Genomic DNA, 17,424 nt, shown 5'->3' with positions numbered 1-17,424 from the left:
CAATTGGCAGACAAGCAGGCTAAGCTGGAAGTGGGCGGTCAAACCCATGAATTCCCGGTCCTCGAAGGCAGCGTCGGCCCGGATGTCGTCGATATACGCAAACTTTATGGCCAGACCGGTCGATTCACCTTTGACCCGGGCTACAAATCGACCGCAAGCTGCGAAAGCGCGTTGACCTATATCGACGGCGATGAAGGTGTCTTGCTTCACCGCGGCTATCCGATTGGCCAGTTGGCGGAACATTCGAGCTTCATGGAAGTCGCTTACCTGTTGCTCAACGGCGAGTTGCCGCAGCAGGAAGAGCTTGACGACTTCACTTACACCATCACGCGCCACACCATGCTGCATGATCAGATGCGGCAGTTCTATCAGGGCTTCCGGCGCGATGCGCATCCGATGGCGATCATGTGCGGCGTGGTCGGGGCGCTGTCGGCGTTTTATCACGACAGCACTGACATTTCCGACCCGGAACACCGCAAGATTTCCAGCCACAGGCTGATCGCCAAAATGCCGACCATTGCGGCCATGGCGTACAAATATTCAGTCGGGCAGCCGTTCCTCTATCCGGACAATTCGCTCAGCTATACCGGCAATTTCCTGCGCATGACCTTCGGCGTGCCGGCAGAAGAATACGAAGTGATTCCGGCAGTCGAAAAGGCCATGGACAGGATCTTTATCCTCCATGCAGATCACGAGCAAAACGCGTCGACTTCGACGGTTAGGCTCGCAGGTTCGTCCGGTGCAAACCCGTTCGCTTGCACGTCCGCCGGCATCGCTTGCCTATGGGGTCCGGCGCATGGCGGCGCGAACGAGGCGGCGCTCAACATGCTGCGTGAAATCGGTACGCCTGACCGCATCCCGCATTATATCGAGCGCGCCAAGGACAAGAACGATCCGTTCCGCCTGATGGGTTTCGGTCACCGCGTGTACAAGAACTACGATCCGCGCGCGACGGTAATGCAAAAGACAGTGCGCGAGGTTTTCGATGCGCTCAAAGTCACCGATCCCGTTTTCGAGACCGCACTGCAGTTGGAAGAGATGGCGCTCAACGACGACTATTTCAAAGAAAAGAAGCTGTTCCCCAACGTAGACTTCTATTCCGGTGTGATCTTGTCCGCGATCGGCTTCCCGACGACGATGTTCACCGCGCTTTTCGCTCTTGCCCGGACAGTTGGCTGGGTGGCGCAGTGGAACGAGATGATTTCCGATCCCGCGCAGGTCATCGGCCGCCCGCGTCAGCTTTACACTGGTCCAACACAGCGCGACTATCTGCCGGTAGACAAGCGCTAAACTGGAAGCCTATTTCCCCGGTGGCAGGTCGAGCGTGAAGCGCGCGCCTGCCCCGGGGGCGCTTTCTACGGAAAGCTCCCCACCCATCGCGCGGGCGATCCGGCGCGATATGTAGAGCCCGAGGCCGGAGCCTCCGTCGCCCGTACGGCCAAGCCGTTCAAATTTCTCGAATATGACCGCCTGTTGATCGGCGTCAAGACCCGGGCCCTCATCACTCACCTGAACGCGAGCATGTCCGCCCATCTGGGCAAGGGAAATTGTAACGGTCGAGCCCTCGGGCGCGTATCGGATCGCATTGCCAACAAGGTTGAGCAAGATTTGCAGCACCCGGCGGAATTCTGCTCTCGCAGGAACGCTCTCATCGAAACCCGGCGCTTCTAGTCTGATATTCTTCTCCTGCGCGCGGACTGAAAGGATCCCGGTCGATCGCCGCGCAACATCGCCAAGGTCGATCTCGTCCGGCGCAGTGGAGAAATCATCCGCTTCGACGACTTCGAGATCGGACAAATCCTCGATCAGCGAAAGCAAGTGCTGCCCTGCGTTGGAAATATCGGCCGCATAGCTGCTGTATTCTTCGGCCAGGGGCCCGGCCATTTTTGTCCGGATTGTTTCGGCATTGGCGATGATCCGCGCAATCGGCTGACGCAACACCGGAGCGAGTTCGCGGCCGATAGTGTGCGAGACGCCGGATGTCCTCGCTGCGGGTTCGCTCGCCACCGGGGTAAGAATCCGATCCGGTATCAAATAGAGTTCAAACCCGTCAGCCCCGGACCGGGCTGGACCGAGCGGGACGAGGTGAACCGACCAGCTGCGCTCGGAACCAGCGATTGTGCAATGGGCACCGTCGAGCAAACGCCAGTGCAAGGGCTGGCGGTGACTGTCTCCGGGAAACGTAACGAATTCGGTCCACGGACGGCCGGTTGCGGCCGCCATAATCCCGACTGCATCTACGACATCGGCTGCGCGCCCCTCGACTGCAAGAATGCACTGGTTGGCGTCGAGCCTCGCGGCAATTTCTGCTACGCTTCGATCGACATCAAGGCGGCGCTGTTCATATTGCGGATCGGCTTCGATCTCGTATGCTGTCGCCTGCCAGTCGGAGATCCCGAGAATACAGCCCCCTGCTTTCTCATTGGGGACCAGTTCAACCCAGCCTTCGATGCGTTCTTCACCGTCGAATGCGCTGAATCCGCGTGAGACCTGGCGGTTGTTGGCAAGGCACTGCATCACCGCTTCGCGCAATTCCGGAATCGCAATCGGACCGGGCACTTCCCCGCCACAACGCAGTTGAAGCGAAACCAAAGGCTCCTGCGCTTCAGCAAGGATCGCATTCTCGTCCACCTTGGCGCGGGCAAGGAAAGTGCCGGTCAGACGCATTGCTTAGGCTCCTTCCTGCCCAGCAAGTGTCGCAATCATGGCTTGCGCACGGTCAACCCGCAACGCTTCAAAGCCTTCCGGCAAATCAATGTCCGGGTGGAAATACTGGAACTGTTCTTCGACCTGTTCCGGCTCGAGCCCGGCAGCACGGAGCGACAGAACAAGCCGCCCGACCTGCTGCTCGCTCGTCGAGAGGATGGCGGTGGAGCGTATTTGCTCCGTTTTTGCGGCAAGAGCCGAGGAGAACAGCCCCATCCCGCCATGGCTGATGGAAATCGCTTTGACCGCATCACGTCCCAGCGCCGCAACCATGCGATTGAGCAGACCGATCCGGCCGATCCCTTCGTCAAACGTGCTTCTGAGCATCATCTCCGCCTGGGCCGTGATGTTCTCCGTTCCGATGCCTGCAAAGGCACGCCAGCGAAGCAGAACGGTGTCGAACAGGGCCCCGGGCAATTCGCGCAGCGGTAGCTCCATCCGTTGATGTTGCTGGAAGAATCTCGCCTGCGCGGCAAGAATGGCCATGGCGCCGCCTGCGATGGCATCCTCTTTCGAGGCAATAAGCGATTGGAGCATCGGCGAGACGACCGGGTCGATGCCCGAGCGTTTCTGCAAGTGGCGCGCAGTCTGCGCTTCGATGGTCAAGGCATGCGAGTGCAGCAGGAAATCCTGGTCTGCAAGTAACTCGGCCGCGAGCGCATCTTGCCCCGCTTCCACGAACGCAGCTGGATCGGCTTCGCTCGCTGCATCCGCTTGGGCGCGGAGTAATTGCCCGGCCACATCGACAGCAAGACCACGTATTGTCGCGATGACCTGATCGTTGAACAGGGTATTGTCCGGTGTCGACACGAGGTGGCCGAGAATCGGCGCGAGCGACACAAGCACACCATCGCCATGCGCAAGTTCATCGCGCAGGATCGTTTCGACAGGAGTTTCAGCTTGTGCGTTCATCGGGTCCTCTGTGAGCTTTCGCCATAGCCGCCTATGGTTAAGCGCCCGTTAGCCTCGCACGAATGGCCAAAGACAATTCGACCACAAGCGCAAACAAAGCAAGCATCTGTATTACAGGGTGAATTACCGAGAAAATCAGACCGCCAGCTGCAATCAGCGCCAGAACGGCCCGATCCTGAAGCAATGGAATTCTTACCGGCGGACCCTGCAGTGACGAAAAATGGAGCAATCCGAACAGCATCACAGCTGCGAACACGATATCCACTCTTGTGTCCGTCGGAACGGAGATAAAAAGGGCGAGCATGATTGCACTGTCGAGCGTCAGCAGCTCGGCAAGTTCTGCCAAGCGTTTCCTCCGGCTGACATCAGCGGCGGCAATTGCGACCAACCCTGCGCTCTCGCCCGCTCGCGACAGCATGGCCGCAATAGCCAGCGTGACCATGCCACCTGCAACGAAACCGGAAAAAGCGAGTCCAATAGCGGCAACGATTGCCAGAATAGCGCCCGCCCGCAGACCCGCGCTCATACCGCCTGGCAAGCCCGCCGACGCAGCTTTGCGCATCACAAGCCGATCCAGGCCTGCGTAAATCGGGCGCCTCCATGATGCCGGGACCATCGACCGGGATATTGCGCGGCTTCGCCATTCTGCCAGATCGACCTGATTGGTGATCAACCCCCATTCGTTTGCTGTGAGGTAATCACCATCTAACAAACTGATTTGCGATCCAGACTGAAGTCCAAGCCGCAAAAGGCTGGAAACGCAGTCGATATCGTCCGGAAAGTCATGCAGCTTTTCAACCAGAGCGCCGCGTATGATCATTGCCCCGGCCCATGCCCGGTCCCGGTCAATCCGTTCGAAGCCCAGAGGCACGGCGCTGTCTGCGGGCAGAGCAAGAATATTGGCTTTGTCGGCAAGATGCGCTTTCGCGATATCCGGATCACACACCATGCCCTCGGCAAGAACCAGCAGCCTGTCCGTTGCCGTCACAGCGCCGGCTAGCGCACGATTGTGTGAGGCGATGATGAAATCCGCATCCTGCTTTTCCGTCAGGTGCTGGAGTTGCATCAGTTCCTTGCTCGGTCTGGCCGCGAGGCAGACGACCCGCTTACAGCCCAATTGCAGAGCGAGGCGCACTTGCCGCAGCAATATGCTTCCACCCGCAAGTGGAGCCGTGCCGAGCATGCTCCCTTCATTGTCGGATGCGCTCTCACGCGCTGAGATGAGCGCTATGAGCATGATGGGCAGACAGGCAGCATGGGCGGCGACTTACGACGAGCAGCCCCGGCTTGCCAAGCGGCTAAATCACGCTCTGCCGTCTTGCCCGATGAATTCGCGGTAGAACGTTTCGATCCGGCGGATGACTGTGGGTTCGCCGGGAGCGGCCTCGACCGCTTCTTGTGACAATTTGATCAGCGCATCAGCATGAAAGCTGGCCGCCAGGCCTTTCAGCCTCTGAGCGGCCATTTCCCAGTTCGCGTCGCAGCGCGATCGTTTGAGCAAATCTATCTGGCGCGCAACGCTTTCCCCAAAGGCCACGCGAAGCTCCGCCATCAAGGCCGGATCTTCACCTGCCGCAGCTGCGAATGTCGCGTCGAGGTTTCCACTTTCGAATGCCATTGCGCCACAGTCTAACGCTGTTTGGTTAAGCCGGGGTTTAACCTAATCAATTCTGTGGTATTCTGCCGCAATGACCGGGGGATCAAACATCCGAGCTATTGGCTCCGAAGACGCTGCACGAGACGCAGCAGAGGCTGACGTATCCATCGAGGAAACAGTCGAGCTGACAGAGGACGACAGTTATGAAGAGTGGGAGCCGGAAGAGGCTTATCGCCCTTCGCTTTGGCGCTGGTCGACGCCGGTTCTCGCGATTCTTGCTGTGGCCGGATGGACAGGTTTTTTTGGCTGGGCGCAGCGGGCAGATATCCTTTCAGGCGGCACGCCGCAGCAGTGGATTGGGTGGATCACCGCGTGGGCGGTTCCGGTCTTGCTCGTGGTTTCGCTGTGGATCCTCGTCACACGAAATAGCCGCCGCGAAGCAGTCCGCTTCGGGAAAGTGGCTGAAAATCTGTCCCTGAAGTCGGCAGAGCTGGAACAGCGACTTTCCGTCGTAAACCGCGAGTTGAGCCTTGCCCGGGAATTTCTGGGATCGCAGGCGCGGGATCTGGAATCACTTGGGCGCGTAGCCAGTGAGCGCTTGTCGGAGAATGCAGACCGGCTCCAGACGCTGGTGGCCGATAACAGCCGCCAGATTGATTCCATCGCACAAGTCAGCACCACCGCGCTTGAGAACATGAACCGGCTGCGCGACGATTTGCCAGTCATCGCCAATTCCGCTCGCGACGTATCTAACCAGATCGGCACCGCAGGGCGCACCGCGCATGGGCAGATTGCCGAATTGGTGAGCGGTTTCGAACGGCTTAATGCGTTCGGAAAAGCAAGCGAACAACAAGTTATGTCGCTGCAAGAGCGGATCGGTGGCGCGCTTGCGACTTTCGAAACGCAAGCAGCCGAAATGGAAGCCCTGGTTGAGGCACGCTTCGGTGCTCTGCACGAAAAGAGCGAAGAATTCCGCACCGAGCTCGACGGGCGTGAGGTCGAGGCGCTCGCCGCGATGCGGCGCCGCGCGGATACGTTGGCGGAAGAGTTTCAGAAAACCCGCGCTGTGATTGAGGATGAGGAGCAGGAAGCCATTCGCTCATTGAGAGCACGCCTGCTCGCACTGCGTGAAGAAGCACAGACGATCAGCCTGTCGGTCCGCGAAGGCGAGAATGACGCAATCGCAAGATGGAGCGGACAGATCGAAACACTCGATACGCAGCTTCGCGAGGCTATCGAGGAAATTCAACGGATCGACGAACAGGCGCTGGAAGCCGCCAACAGGAAGCTTGAAGCTTTGCGGCAGGAAGCGGAAGCTGTCGATACGAACATTGCCGTTCGTGACGCCAAGCTTGTCGAGCAAATCAGGCTGCGTCAGTCGGCCATGGCGACCGATGAAGCGGCGGCCATCTCCGCTCTCGAAGAGCGCTTCGCTGCGCTCGACCTGGCGATCACTGAACGACGCGAGAGCCAGCTGGCAACTGCTGAGACGCTTGCTGAACGCAGCGAATCCATTGCTGCACGCATCGAGGGTTTGCGCACGGTTCTCTCGGACATTTCCGAGCAGGGAGAGAGCACGCAGAACAGCATAACTGGCAATATCGAAACACTCTCCGCCCGACTGGACGAGAGTAAGGACTTGCTGGCAGGAACCGACTCCGCTGTTGCGGAGCTGACCGAAGCCAGCGTCCGCCTGCTCGAACTCATCCAGGCCAGTTCACAGCACAGCAGCGAAATCCTGCCGGCGGCGCTCATCGATGCCGAGACGCGGCTCGAGAATGTGCGTGATCAGGCGACCGAACTGCAATCGCTGATTGGCGAAGCCGGTCGCAAGAGCGAAGACCTGTCGGCCTATGTCATAACCGCGCGCGACACGAGCCGTGAAGCGATCGCTGATCTCGACGGATTGCAGCATCGCTTGTACGAAAGCCATGATGAGCAAGATCGCAGATTGGCTTCACTTTACGATAGTCTTACCGCTTTGGCCGGGCAGAGCGATCAGCTTAGCGAACGCGCGCGGACGTCGCTTGCGGAAGCGATAGAAGCGCTCCAACAGGCTGCAAAAAGCGCGCCTGCCGAGATCGAAACGATATTGACAGACCGGCTTGGCGAATTCGCGACGGAAGTCAGCGCCAAGAGCGCGGAAAGCGTGGAACGGGCAGTCGAAGACGGCGTGACCCGGTCCATCGCCCGGATCGAAGACAGTGCCATCAAGGCGGGCACAGCTGGTCGCGAAATCACAGTGCAGCTGCGCGATCAATTGGCCAAGGTCAACGAGTTGGCGGGCAATCTGGAAACCCGCGTGGCGCGGGCACGCGAACTGGCCGAGGATCAGGTCGGTAACGATTTCGCCCGCCGCGTTGCCCTGATAACCGAAGCGCTCAATTCAAACTCGATAGACATCGCCAAAGCGATTTCGACCGACGTGAGCGATACGGCATGGGCATCATATCTGCGCGGAGATCGCGGTATCTTCACCCGTCGCGCGGTGCGCTTGCTCGACAACACAGAAGCACGCGATATCGCCGAGACGTATGCTGCAGACCCGGATTTCCGCGAGAACGTAAGCCGCTACATCCACGACTTCGAAGCCATGCTGCGGACTATGCTTTCGACGCGGGACGGCAATGCTCTGGGTGTTACCCTGCTCAGTTCGGATATGGGTAAGCTTTATGTGGCGCTGGCGCAGGCGATCGAGCGTTTGAGAGACTAGGTCCCGGCGGCGTCGAACAGCCAGCCCAAAAAGTTCAGATCCTGAATGCCGATCCAGCCGTAGATGTAGTTGAGCACATAGGCGGCGGTGAGAAACGCTGCGATAACGGACGTACGCACCGCCAGCCTGCCCGGACGGAAATTCGCCGGCGCACTGTCGGCTTGCCCGGGAACTTTGGGCACGCCGGCTTCCTCATGCGTCTTGATCCCGAAGGGCAGCGACACGAAAGCGGTAATCACCCACACGAGCGCGTAAATCGCAACGATAGAAGTCCACTGCATGGCTTCAGCCGATCATCCGCACGAGAACATGAGGCTTTTTTCCGCTCCAGCGCTGAGCGGCACGTCGGGTCGCGAGCCTTGCTGCTTCCATGATTTGCGCGGAATCCTTGCGCGCGTGGCCCTTCAGTCGTCCAATCGCTGAGCCTACATCTTCCATGGCTTCTGCGATGAAATCCGGCTCATCTTCATCCAGCGGCAAGCCAAGCGGCTCGATATGTGGTTGCAGCTTGCTATCCAGCGCCACGAACACTGCGCCATTGTAGGCAATACGGCGACGCATCGCGATCGCTCCGCCGTCAGCCGGAATAATGATATCTCCATCGAGCACCAATCGCCCCGCTCTGACCTCAGCCAGCTTTTCGGGCTTGCCGGGCGCGAGCCGGATCATATCGCCGTTTTTCTGGACAACCGTGTGCTGGATACCGCTCTCGCGGCCAACCCTCGCCTGTTCCTGCATATGACGCATTTCACCGTGCACCGGCACGAGTATTTCAGGGCGCAACCACCCGTATAGTGCCTCCAGCTCCGGACGCCCCGGGTGGCCTGAAACATGGATCGCGCTCTGACGATCGGTCACCATCACTATTCCGCGTTCGGCAAGCTGGTTCTGTACCTTTCCGATGGCAATTTCATTGCCGGGAATCTGGCGACTGGAAAACAGGATTACATCACCGCGCGCCAGTTCTATCGGGTGGTTGCCATCGGCGATACGGGACAACGCAGCGCGCGGCTCACCTTGCCCACCCGTAGCGATGATCATCACTTCTCCGCGTGGCAATCGCATCGCTGTATCGAAATCGACCGGCTGCGGGAAATCGGTCAGATAGCCGCTCGATTGGGAAACTTCGAGAATCCGGTCCAGTGACCGACCGGCAACGCAGACCTTGCGCCCGGTCTCCCGCGCGACTTCGCCCAGCGTGTGCATGCGGGCAACGTTGGAAGCAAATGTGGTCACCAGGACGCGTTTGCCGGTGTGCTTGGACACCTCGTCCATCAGCCCCTGGTATACCGCCCCTTCCGAGCCGCTGGGGTTCGGATTGAAAACATTCGTTGAATCGCACACCATGGCGAGCACGCCGTCGTCTCCGATAGCGGTCAACTCTTCTTCGGTCGTTGGTTCGCCGATGATCGGGTCTTCATCCAGCTTCCAGTCGCCAGTATGGAATATCCGGCCGTATGGGGTGTCGATGACCAGCGCATTCCCTTCAGCAATAGAATGGGCCAAGGGCACGTAGTTTACTGTGAAAGGACCAAGATCGAATGGTTCGAGATCGTCGATCACGAAGAGAGCGACATCTTTGGACAGCCCTGCTTCCTGAAGCTTTCGACGAACCAGTTCTGCCGTAAACGGAGTCGCGAAGAGCGGTACACCCAATTCGGCGGCGAAATAGGGTACCGCTCCGATATGGTCTTCATGTCCGTGGGTCAGCACGATCCCGACCAGATCCTTGGTGCGCTCCTCGATAAAATCCAGGTCGGCGAAAACCAGGTCGACACCCGGGTATTCGTTGCCGCTGAAGGTCATGCCCAGATCGACCATCAGCCACTTGCCGTCACAGCCATAGAGGTTGACGTTCATCCCAATCTCGCCCGACCCGCCCAGGGCAAGGAAAAGCAGTTCACTTTCAGGCGAAAAATCTTTTTTCACTGGTTTGCACGCTCCGCAAGTATGGCGAGTCCCTGAATCGTCAGGTCTCCATCGACATGGTCGAAAATATCGGTTTTTTCGTCGAACAGGATGGCAAGACCGCCGGTCGCAACAACCTCTGCCGGGCGGCCAATTTCTGCCCGCATTCGGGCTATCAGGCCTTCCATCATCGCCACGTGAGCCCAGAACACGCCGATCAACATCTGGTCTTCTGTGTTGCGGCCGATAACGCTGGTCCCTTCCGGCGCACGGATGGCAATACGCGGCAGTTTCGCCGTTTTGCCCACCAGCGCATCGAGCGATAGGTTGATCCCAGGCGCAATAATGCCGCCTTTATAAGCGCCATTGAAATCGACCGCTTCGAACTTGGTTGCCGTCCCGAAATCGACCACGATCAGGTCGCCGCCATATTTGTCGTGTGCTGCGAGTATGTTCAACGCCCGATCTGCCCCCAGCGAGCTGGGCTGGTCGACGTCGATCGCAAATGGCCATGCTGCAACGCCCTGCCCTGCGACAATCGGTGTGATCCCGAAATATTTCTCTGCCAAAACGGTGAGATTATGGTTCGCCCGCGGGACGACCGAAGCAAAGATAATCTGCTTGATGTCCTCGCGAGAGAATCCCTCGATCTTGATCAACTGGAGGAGCCACACTGCGTATTCGTCACCCGTCCGGCGCGGATCGGTCGCAATGCGCCAGCGTGCCTTGATCTCCCGCCCGTCAAACAGGGCAAAGACCACATTGGTATTCCCGACATCGGCAGCAAGCAGCATTTCAGCCTCCTTCAGGCAAGCAAGACATCGCCCGCATGGATGGCACGTGTGGTGCCGTCTTCCAAGCGAAGCAGGAGAGAACCTTCGGGTGCGAGGCCGGCAAAGGTGCCGGATTGCGACGTATTGGCCCCGTCATGGACAGAGAGCGGTGTTCCTACCGGATGCGCCGCGGCCATCCAACGGTTGCGGATCGGCTCAAGACCGAATTGCCTCCACCGATCGAGTTCTCGCGAAAAATGGCCTGCCAGAGTTGTAGCAAACAATTCGCAATCGGGTGCAGGGCCGACATCGGCTAGCGATGAAGTCGCGCGATCAGGCAAGTCAGGCGCAATTGCCAGATTGACACCGATGCCGACTATGATGGCGTCGCCTTCCCTCTCAAGCAGAATGCCCGACAGCTTGTCGCCCGACAGCATCAGGTCGTTGGGCCATTTGAGCGTCAGCATTCCGGGCTCCGGCAGCAACTGTACGACCGCTTCATACAGGGCCAGACTGGCAACCAGCGTCAGAGTATGCGCAGGTGGATCGCGGTCGGACGGGTGAACGACAGTAGAGCCCATGAAATTGCCGTAGCCGTCAAACCAGTCCCGGCCTTGTCGCCCGCGCCCGGCGCTCTGGCGCTCGGCAATCAGCCAGTCGCCTTCAGGCACATATTCACCCCTGCGCAAGCGCGCAGCCAGGTCGGCATTGGTTGAACCGGTTTCAGCAACAGTGTGTATCAAGCTGCGAAAAAGAGCGCCGCTGCCGCGCGGTCCGCCCAGTCACCCAGCCACAGCGTCAGCAGGAAGCCGAGCGGCGAGACGAACAGCGTCGTCAGCGCCAGAACGGACCAGTGAGCCATATCGGATTTGCCTTCGACCACCTCTGCGGGCGCATCGAAATACATCACCTTGATGACCTTGAGATAATAGAACGCCCCGATAACGCTGGCTGCGATGCCCAATGCAGCCAGCAAGATCAGATCCGCGTTGACTGCAGCCTGAAAGACCACGAACTTGCCCCAGAAACCCATCAAAGGCGGAATACCGGCAAGACTGAACATCATCGCGGCCAGACACAGCGCCAACGCGCCATGCGAGCGAGAAAGGCCGGCGATATCGGACAGCTTTTCGACCTGGTTTCCATCACGATCCCGCAGCATCAGAACGGCAACGAAACTGCCGAGGGTCATCGCGACGTAGAAGGTGAGGTACACCAGCATCGCCCCGGCCCCTTCCTGTGTCCCGGCTGCAAGGCCGATCAGGATGAATCCGATATTGTTGATCGAACTGTAGGCGAGCAGCCGCTTGAGGTTTTCCTGACCGATCGCCCCCAGCGCACCGACTACGATCGATGCCAGAGCTGCGAAGATCACAATCTGTCGCCACGAACCGATTTCCGGTCCGAAGGGATCGAGCGCAATGCGCATCAGGATTGCGACCGCCGCGACCTTGGGCGCTGTGGCGAAAAAGGCAGTCACCGGGGTCGGAGCGCCTTCATAGACATCCGGTGTCCACATATGGAACGGCACTGCAGCGATCTTGAAGGCCAGACCGGCGAGCACGAAGACAATGCCGAACAAGAGGCCGCCCGAAAGGCCGCCGTCCATCGCCGCGCGAATCGAAAGGTAATCGGTCGCCCCGGTGAAACCGTAGACAAGGCTCATACCGTAAAGCAGGATGCCGGACGCCAGCGCCCCAAGGACAAAGTATTTGAGGCCCGCTTCCGCTGAGCGATCATCGTTGCGGGCAAAACTTGCCAGCACATAGGATGCAAGGCTCGACAGCTCCAGGCCGATGTAAAGCGTCATCAGGTCGACAGCGGACACCATCATGCCCATACCGACCGCACCGAACAGCATCAGCACCGGATATTCAGGGCGGTATTCACCCGATGGCCCGAAAAAGCGCGGTGTGACGATCAGGCAACCGATGGTTGCAAGATAGACCAGCAGCTTGGTGAACCCTCCGAAAGCATCCATCCGGTAGACGCCGCTGAAAGCATCGCCACCGAGGGAATACGCCGGGTCGATCAACAGATGCGTAGTAAAGATACCCGCCCCGAAAAGGGCAGCGACCGCCAGTATCGTGACAAGACGTGCCGACGATTTACCCGCGAATGCTGCAACCATCAGCAGCGCGAGGCCAGCCACGGCCAAAATGATTTCCGGCATGGTGAAGTAGAAGGAAGACGCGTAGCTCATCACTGCTCTCCCTCGCTCTCATGACCTTCGCCATGATCGCCCGCATACTCAATGTAATTTGCTGCCTTTTCGCGAGGAGGGCCCGCTTCGATCTTCGCGTCACCTGCAGGTTCCGCGCGGGCAAGGCGCGCATCAAGTGCTGCGATATCCTGCCGCATCGGAGCAAGGAAGCTTTCCGGGTAAACACCCATCCACAACACCGCAGCCGCAATCGGCGTCAGCATGATGTATTCACGCATATTCAGGTCCGGCATCGCCGCCGCATCGGCGTTCTTCTGCTCGCCGAAAGCCACACGGCGATAAAGATAGAGCATGTAGCCTGCCCCCAGAATGATCCCTGTGGTCAGAACGAAGGTGGCCACACTCGACACTTCATAAATGCCCATCAGGCTGAGGAACTCCGCAACAAAACCGCTGGTCCCGGGCAAACCGATGCTGGCCATCGTAAACAACAGGAAAAAGATCGCGTATCTCGGCATATTGATCGAAAGGCCGCCGTAGCGGTCGATTTCACGCGTGTGCAGCCGGTCGTAAATCACCCCGACGCACAGGAACAGCGCGCCTGAAACCAGGCCATGGCTCAGCATCATGACCATAGCGCCTTCGAGGCCCTGCTGGTTGAATGCGAACAGGCCGGCGGTCACGATGGCCATGTGCGCGACCGAGGAATAGGCGATCAGCTTTTTCATGTCGTGCTGGACCAGAGCGATCAGGCTGGTGATGATCACCGCTGCCATCGACAGGCCCAATATCAGCCAGACAAACTGAGCGGAAGCTTCCGGGAACATCGGCAGGCTGAAGCGAATGAAGCCATAGCCGCCCATCTTCAACAGCACGCCGGCGAGGATGACCGACCCCGCGGTCGGGGCCTGCACATGCGCATCGGGTAGCCAGGTGTGAACCGGCCACATCGGCATTTTCACAGCGAAACTGGCAAAGAATGCAAGCCACAGCCAGGTCTGTGCCCCGACCGGAAAATCGTACTGCATCAGTGTCGGAATGTCCGTCGTGCCGGACTGGTTGGCCATCCACAACATGGCAATCAGCATCAGGACCGATCCGAACAGCGTGTAGAGGAAGAATTTGTACGACGCATAAATGCGGTTATCGCCGCCCCAGATACCGATGATCAGATACATCGGGATGAGACCGGCCTCGAAGAAAATGTAGAACAGGAACAGATCCTGCGCCGCAAAAACGCCGATCATCAGCAATTCCATGAACAGGAACGCTGCCATGTATTCCCCGACACGTTTCTGGATCGATTCCCAGCTCGCGAGTATGCAGATCGGCATGAGGAATACGCTGAGAACGATCAGCATCAGTGCGATACCATCGATACCCAGCGCATATTTGAAGCCCGCAAACAGGTTCTGACTTTCTTGAAACTGCCACTGCGCGCCGCCGACATCGTAATTGAGCCATAGCACCACGCCCAGTGCGAGATTGGCGAGCGTCGCCACCAGCGCTGTCCAGCGCGCGCCATTCGCCCCGACAAAGAGACAGACGAGCGCCGCGACCAGCGGAACGCCGAGCATTACGGAGAGGATCGGAAAGCCGTCCATTACATCAAAATCCAGGTAATCGCCGCGACCAGGCCAAGCAGCATGATCAGTGCGTAACTAGTGAGATATCCCGACTGGACCCGCTTGGCGGCACCCACGCCGCGCTCGACGATCCACGCCGCGCCGTTCGGACCGAAGCGGTCGATTATGCCAATATCGCCTCTGGTCCAGAACAGCCGGCCGATCCAGAACGCCGGCTTGATGAAGATCGTGTTGTAGAGCTCGTCAAAATACCACTTGTTGTAGACAAAGCGATGCACCAGGCTGAACTGCTCGACAAACTTGCCGGGAATGCTGGTGTCCTTGATATACGCCAGCCACGCCCCGAACAGACCGAGCAGCATCACCACCGTCGCCGTCAGCTTCACCCACAATGGCACATCATGCAGCGCGTGGATCAGGTTCTCGTTGAAGTAGATCGACGCGCCCCAGAAACCGTTCGGATCGACCATCTCGCTCGATCCGTCGATGAACGGATATTTGAACAGGTAACCGGCAAAAATCGCACCCAGAGTCAATACGCCAAGCGGTATCAGCATGGTGATCGGGCTCTCGTGCGGGTGATAGCCACCCGTCGTATCTTCGCCCGCTTCTTCCGGCGTCTTGTGAACGCTGTGCTGGATATGCTCGCTCTCGATCCAGCGCGGTTTGCCCCAGAAAGTAAGGAACATCAGGCGCCAGCTGTAGAAGCTGGTCAGCAATGCCGCGATCGCGCCCATCCAGAAAGCGAACATGCTCATGTTCGTACCGCGGGCAAACGCTGCCTCGAGGATCGCATCCTTCGAATAGAAACCGGCAAAGCCAAAGAAGCCCAGTACACCAACACCGGTGATCGCCAGAGTTCCGGCCATCATGGCCCAGAACGTGATCGGGATTTTCTTACGTAGCCCGCCGTAATAACGCATGTCCTGTTCGTGATGCATCGCGTGGATTACGGAGCCTGCACCAAGGAACAACAGCGCCTTGAAGAAGGCATGCGTAAACAGATGGAACATCGCCGCGCCATAGGCGCCGACACCGGCAGCGAAGAACATATAGCCAAGCTGCGAACAGGTCGAATAGGCGATGACGCGCTTGATATCCCACTGGGTGGTGCCGATCGTCGCAGCGAAGAAGCAAGTGGCTGCTCCGATGAAAGTGACGATCATCAGCGCGGTCGGCGCAGTCTCGAACATCGGCGACAAACGGCAGACCATGAACACGCCGGCGGTAACCATGGTGGCAGCATGGATCAGCGCTGAAACCGGCGTCGGGCCTTCCATCGCATCGGGTAGCCAGGTGTGCAAGCCCAACTGGGCCGATTTGCCCATCGCGCCGATGAACAGCAGGATGCACAGGATATCCATCGTGTAGAGGCGCATCCCGAGGAACGTTATGTCGCTGCCGCTCATGGCCGGTGCGGCTTCGAGGATCTCCGGGATGGAAACGGTGCCGAAGACAAGGAACGTGCCGAAGATACCGAGCATGAAACCCAGATCGCCCACGCGGTTGACCACAAAGGCCTTGATGGCGGCGGCATTGGCACTCGGCTTTTTGAACCAGAAACCGATCAGCAGGTAGCTTGCAAGGCCAACCCCTTCCCACCCGAAGAACATCTGCACCAAATTGTCGGCCGTCACCAGCATCAGCATGGCGAAGGTAAACAGGCTGAGGTAGGCGAAGAAACGCGGCTGGTCCGGATCTTCCTCCATATAGCCCCAGCTATACAGGTGGACGAGCGCGGAAACGGTGTTGATCACCACCAGCATAACCGCTGTCAGCGCATCGATGCGCAGCGACCAGTCGAAACTTAACGTGCCCGACTGCACCCACTGCAGCACCGGTACGACTTGCGGTTCAACGGTCCCCGCCACAAAGCCGAGGAAAATCGGCCAGCTGAGCGCGGCGCTGATGAACAACGCGCCCGTCGTGATGGACTTGGTAAACACCGCCGGGGCCGCCTTGTTGGTCAGCCCTCCGATGATAGCTGCCAGCAACGGCAGGAATACGATGGCAAGAATCGGATGCACTGGTGCTTACCCCTTCATCCGGCTTGGATCGTCGACAGCGATGCTACCGCGGCCGCGAAAGTAAACAACCAGAATAGCAAGCCCGATAGCCGCTTCGCCCGCTGCAACAGTCAGCACAAACATCGCGAACACCTGACCGACGAGATCGTTGAGGAACGCGCTGAAGGCGACCAGGTTGATATTCACCGCGAGGAGGATCAGTTCGATCGCCATCAGGATGACGATGATATTCTTCCGGTTGAGGAAGATGCCGAGTACGCCCAGCACGAACAGGATCGCACTGACAACAATGTAGTGTTCGATGCCGATCATTTGCGCCCCCTGGCAACCATAATGAGAGCGAAAACGCCAACAGCGGCCCCGCCGAGCACGATCAAGATGATCAGGATCTGGAAAATACCGAGGGACATTACAGCTCGACCCCCTCGCCCACGGGCGGGCTCTTCATCACCGTCGCCTCTTCAGGACGGCGGCGGTTCTGCTTGCCGACATCTTGCTGGCTCCGCCGCGATTTTGGCGGACGGTGAGTCAGGACGATCGCACCGATCATTGCCACCAGAAGCACGATCCCGGCAGCTTCGAACAGGAACAGGTATTTGGTATAGAGCAGCGCCCCGATATTCTCGATATTGCTTTCGCCCACGCGCGGCGCACCGACACCGCTTGGATCGCCCAGTTCGATTGCGCCGGTCTGGTAAGCGCCGATGCCAAGCACCAGTTCCGCCAGCAGAATCAACGCCACGGCGATACCCAAGGGGAAATTTTTCATGAAGCCGGCGCGAAGCTCGGCAAAGTCGATGTCGAGCATCATGACGACAAACAGGAACAGCACCGCGACCGCGCCGACGTACACAACGACCAGCAACATCGCGATGAATTCTGCACCGACCAGCACCATCAAGCCCGCCGCATTGAAGAACGAAAGGATCAGCCACAGCACGGAATGCACCGGGTTCCTCGCCGTGATCACCATCACCGCACTGGCGATGACGATTGTCGCGAAAAGATAAAAGGCGATTGTCTGGATCATTGGGTTTC

At 58.7% G+C, this 17,424-nt stretch carries 15 protein-coding genes; 2 read left to right on the top strand and 13 right to left on the bottom strand.

Translation table 11 applies throughout. The annotated features are described in order from the left end of the window. Positions 1–3 precede the first annotated feature (3 nt). On the top strand, positions 4–1,290 hold the full coding sequence (locus E0502_RS12555) for a citrate synthase (RefSeq protein ID WP_137678333.1): 1,287 nt from the start codon (positions 4–6) through the stop codon (positions 1,288–1,290). A gap of 9 nt (positions 1,291–1,299) precedes the next feature. Here E0502_RS12555 and E0502_RS12550 read toward each other — a convergent pair whose 3' ends face one another. From E0502_RS12550 to E0502_RS12535, 4 genes are all read right to left on the bottom strand, one after another. Next, positions 1,300–2,667: a sensor histidine kinase gene (locus E0502_RS12550; RefSeq protein ID WP_137678332.1), complete on the bottom strand. Its 1,368-nt coding sequence runs from the start codon at positions 2,665–2,667 to the stop codon at positions 1,300–1,302. A 3-nt stretch (positions 2,668–2,670) separates the two neighbouring features. Further along, positions 2,671–3,618, bottom strand: coding sequence for a hypothetical protein (locus E0502_RS12545; RefSeq protein WP_137678331.1), 948 nt, complete (start codon positions 3,616–3,618; stop codon positions 2,671–2,673). A gap of 37 nt (positions 3,619–3,655) precedes the next feature. Further along, complete coding sequence (locus E0502_RS12540; RefSeq protein ID WP_137678330.1) at positions 3,656–4,855, bottom strand: hypothetical protein; 1,200 nt, start codon at positions 4,853–4,855, stop codon at positions 3,656–3,658. A 66-nt stretch (positions 4,856–4,921) separates the two neighbouring features. Next, the gene (locus E0502_RS12535) at positions 4,922–5,236 is read right to left on the bottom strand and encodes an Hpt domain-containing protein (protein WP_137678329.1); all 315 of its coding nucleotides are present in this window, start codon (positions 5,234–5,236) and stop codon (positions 4,922–4,924) included. Positions 5,237–5,306: 70 nt separating this feature from the next. On the opposite strand from E0502_RS12535, the gene E0502_RS12530 reads away from it, so the two are divergent. Then, entirely contained in the window at positions 5,307–7,928 is a 2,622-nt protein-coding gene (locus tag E0502_RS12530; protein ID WP_137678328.1) for an ATPase, read from the top strand. Here E0502_RS12530 and E0502_RS12525 read toward each other — a convergent pair. The 9 genes from E0502_RS12525 to E0502_RS12485 form a co-directional block, all read right to left on the bottom strand. Then, a complete protein-coding gene (locus E0502_RS12525; RefSeq protein ID WP_137678327.1) occupies positions 7,925–8,209 on the bottom strand; it encodes a DUF1467 family protein in 285 nt (94 codons plus the stop codon). The genes E0502_RS12530 and E0502_RS12525 overlap by 4 nt on opposite strands. Before the next feature lie 4 nt (positions 8,210–8,213). Further along, complete coding sequence (locus tag E0502_RS12520) at positions 8,214–9,857, bottom strand: ribonuclease J (protein ID WP_240049065.1); 1,644 nt, start codon at positions 9,855–9,857, stop codon at positions 8,214–8,216. After that, positions 9,854–10,630 (bottom strand): type III pantothenate kinase, encoded by a 777-nt coding sequence (locus E0502_RS12515; RefSeq protein WP_137678326.1) that lies wholly within the window; start codon positions 10,628–10,630, stop codon positions 9,854–9,856. The genes E0502_RS12520 and E0502_RS12515 overlap by 4 nt, the downstream gene beginning before the upstream one ends. 11 nt (positions 10,631–10,641) lie before the next feature. Further along, positions 10,642–11,352, bottom strand: coding sequence for a biotin--[acetyl-CoA-carboxylase] ligase (locus tag E0502_RS12510; protein ID WP_137678325.1), 711 nt, complete (start codon positions 11,350–11,352; stop codon positions 10,642–10,644). After that, positions 11,349–12,812: an NADH-quinone oxidoreductase subunit NuoN gene (gene nuoN / locus E0502_RS12505; RefSeq protein WP_137678324.1), complete on the bottom strand. Its 1,464-nt coding sequence runs from the start codon at positions 12,810–12,812 to the stop codon at positions 11,349–11,351. The genes E0502_RS12510 and nuoN overlap by 4 nt, the downstream gene beginning before the upstream one ends. Next, positions 12,812–14,377 (bottom strand): NADH-quinone oxidoreductase subunit M, encoded by a 1,566-nt coding sequence (locus tag E0502_RS12500; protein WP_137678323.1) that lies wholly within the window; start codon positions 14,375–14,377, stop codon positions 12,812–12,814. Before E0502_RS12500 ends, nuoN begins: the two co-directional genes overlap by 1 nt. Then, positions 14,377–16,386: an NADH-quinone oxidoreductase subunit L gene (gene nuoL / locus E0502_RS12495; protein WP_137678322.1), complete on the bottom strand. Its 2,010-nt coding sequence runs from the start codon at positions 16,384–16,386 to the stop codon at positions 14,377–14,379. Before nuoL ends, E0502_RS12500 begins: the two co-directional genes overlap by 1 nt. Positions 16,387–16,392: 6 nt before the next feature. Further along, positions 16,393–16,698, bottom strand: coding sequence for an NADH-quinone oxidoreductase subunit NuoK (nuoK, locus tag E0502_RS12490; protein ID WP_137678321.1), 306 nt, complete (start codon positions 16,696–16,698; stop codon positions 16,393–16,395). Between the two features lie 97 nt (positions 16,699–16,795). Then, positions 16,796–17,416 (bottom strand): NADH-quinone oxidoreductase subunit J, encoded by a 621-nt coding sequence (locus E0502_RS12485; RefSeq protein WP_137678320.1) that lies wholly within the window; start codon positions 17,414–17,416, stop codon positions 16,796–16,798. Positions 17,417–17,424 lie beyond the last annotated feature (8 nt).

It is taken from the genome of Parerythrobacter lutipelagi, from assembly GCF_005434975.1.
GTDB classification, from domain to species: domain Bacteria; phylum Pseudomonadota; class Alphaproteobacteria; order Sphingomonadales; family Sphingomonadaceae; genus Parerythrobacter_A; species Parerythrobacter_A lutipelagi.
Note: the sequence above shows the minus strand (reverse complement) of the source record. Positions and strands in the feature narration are given on the sequence as shown.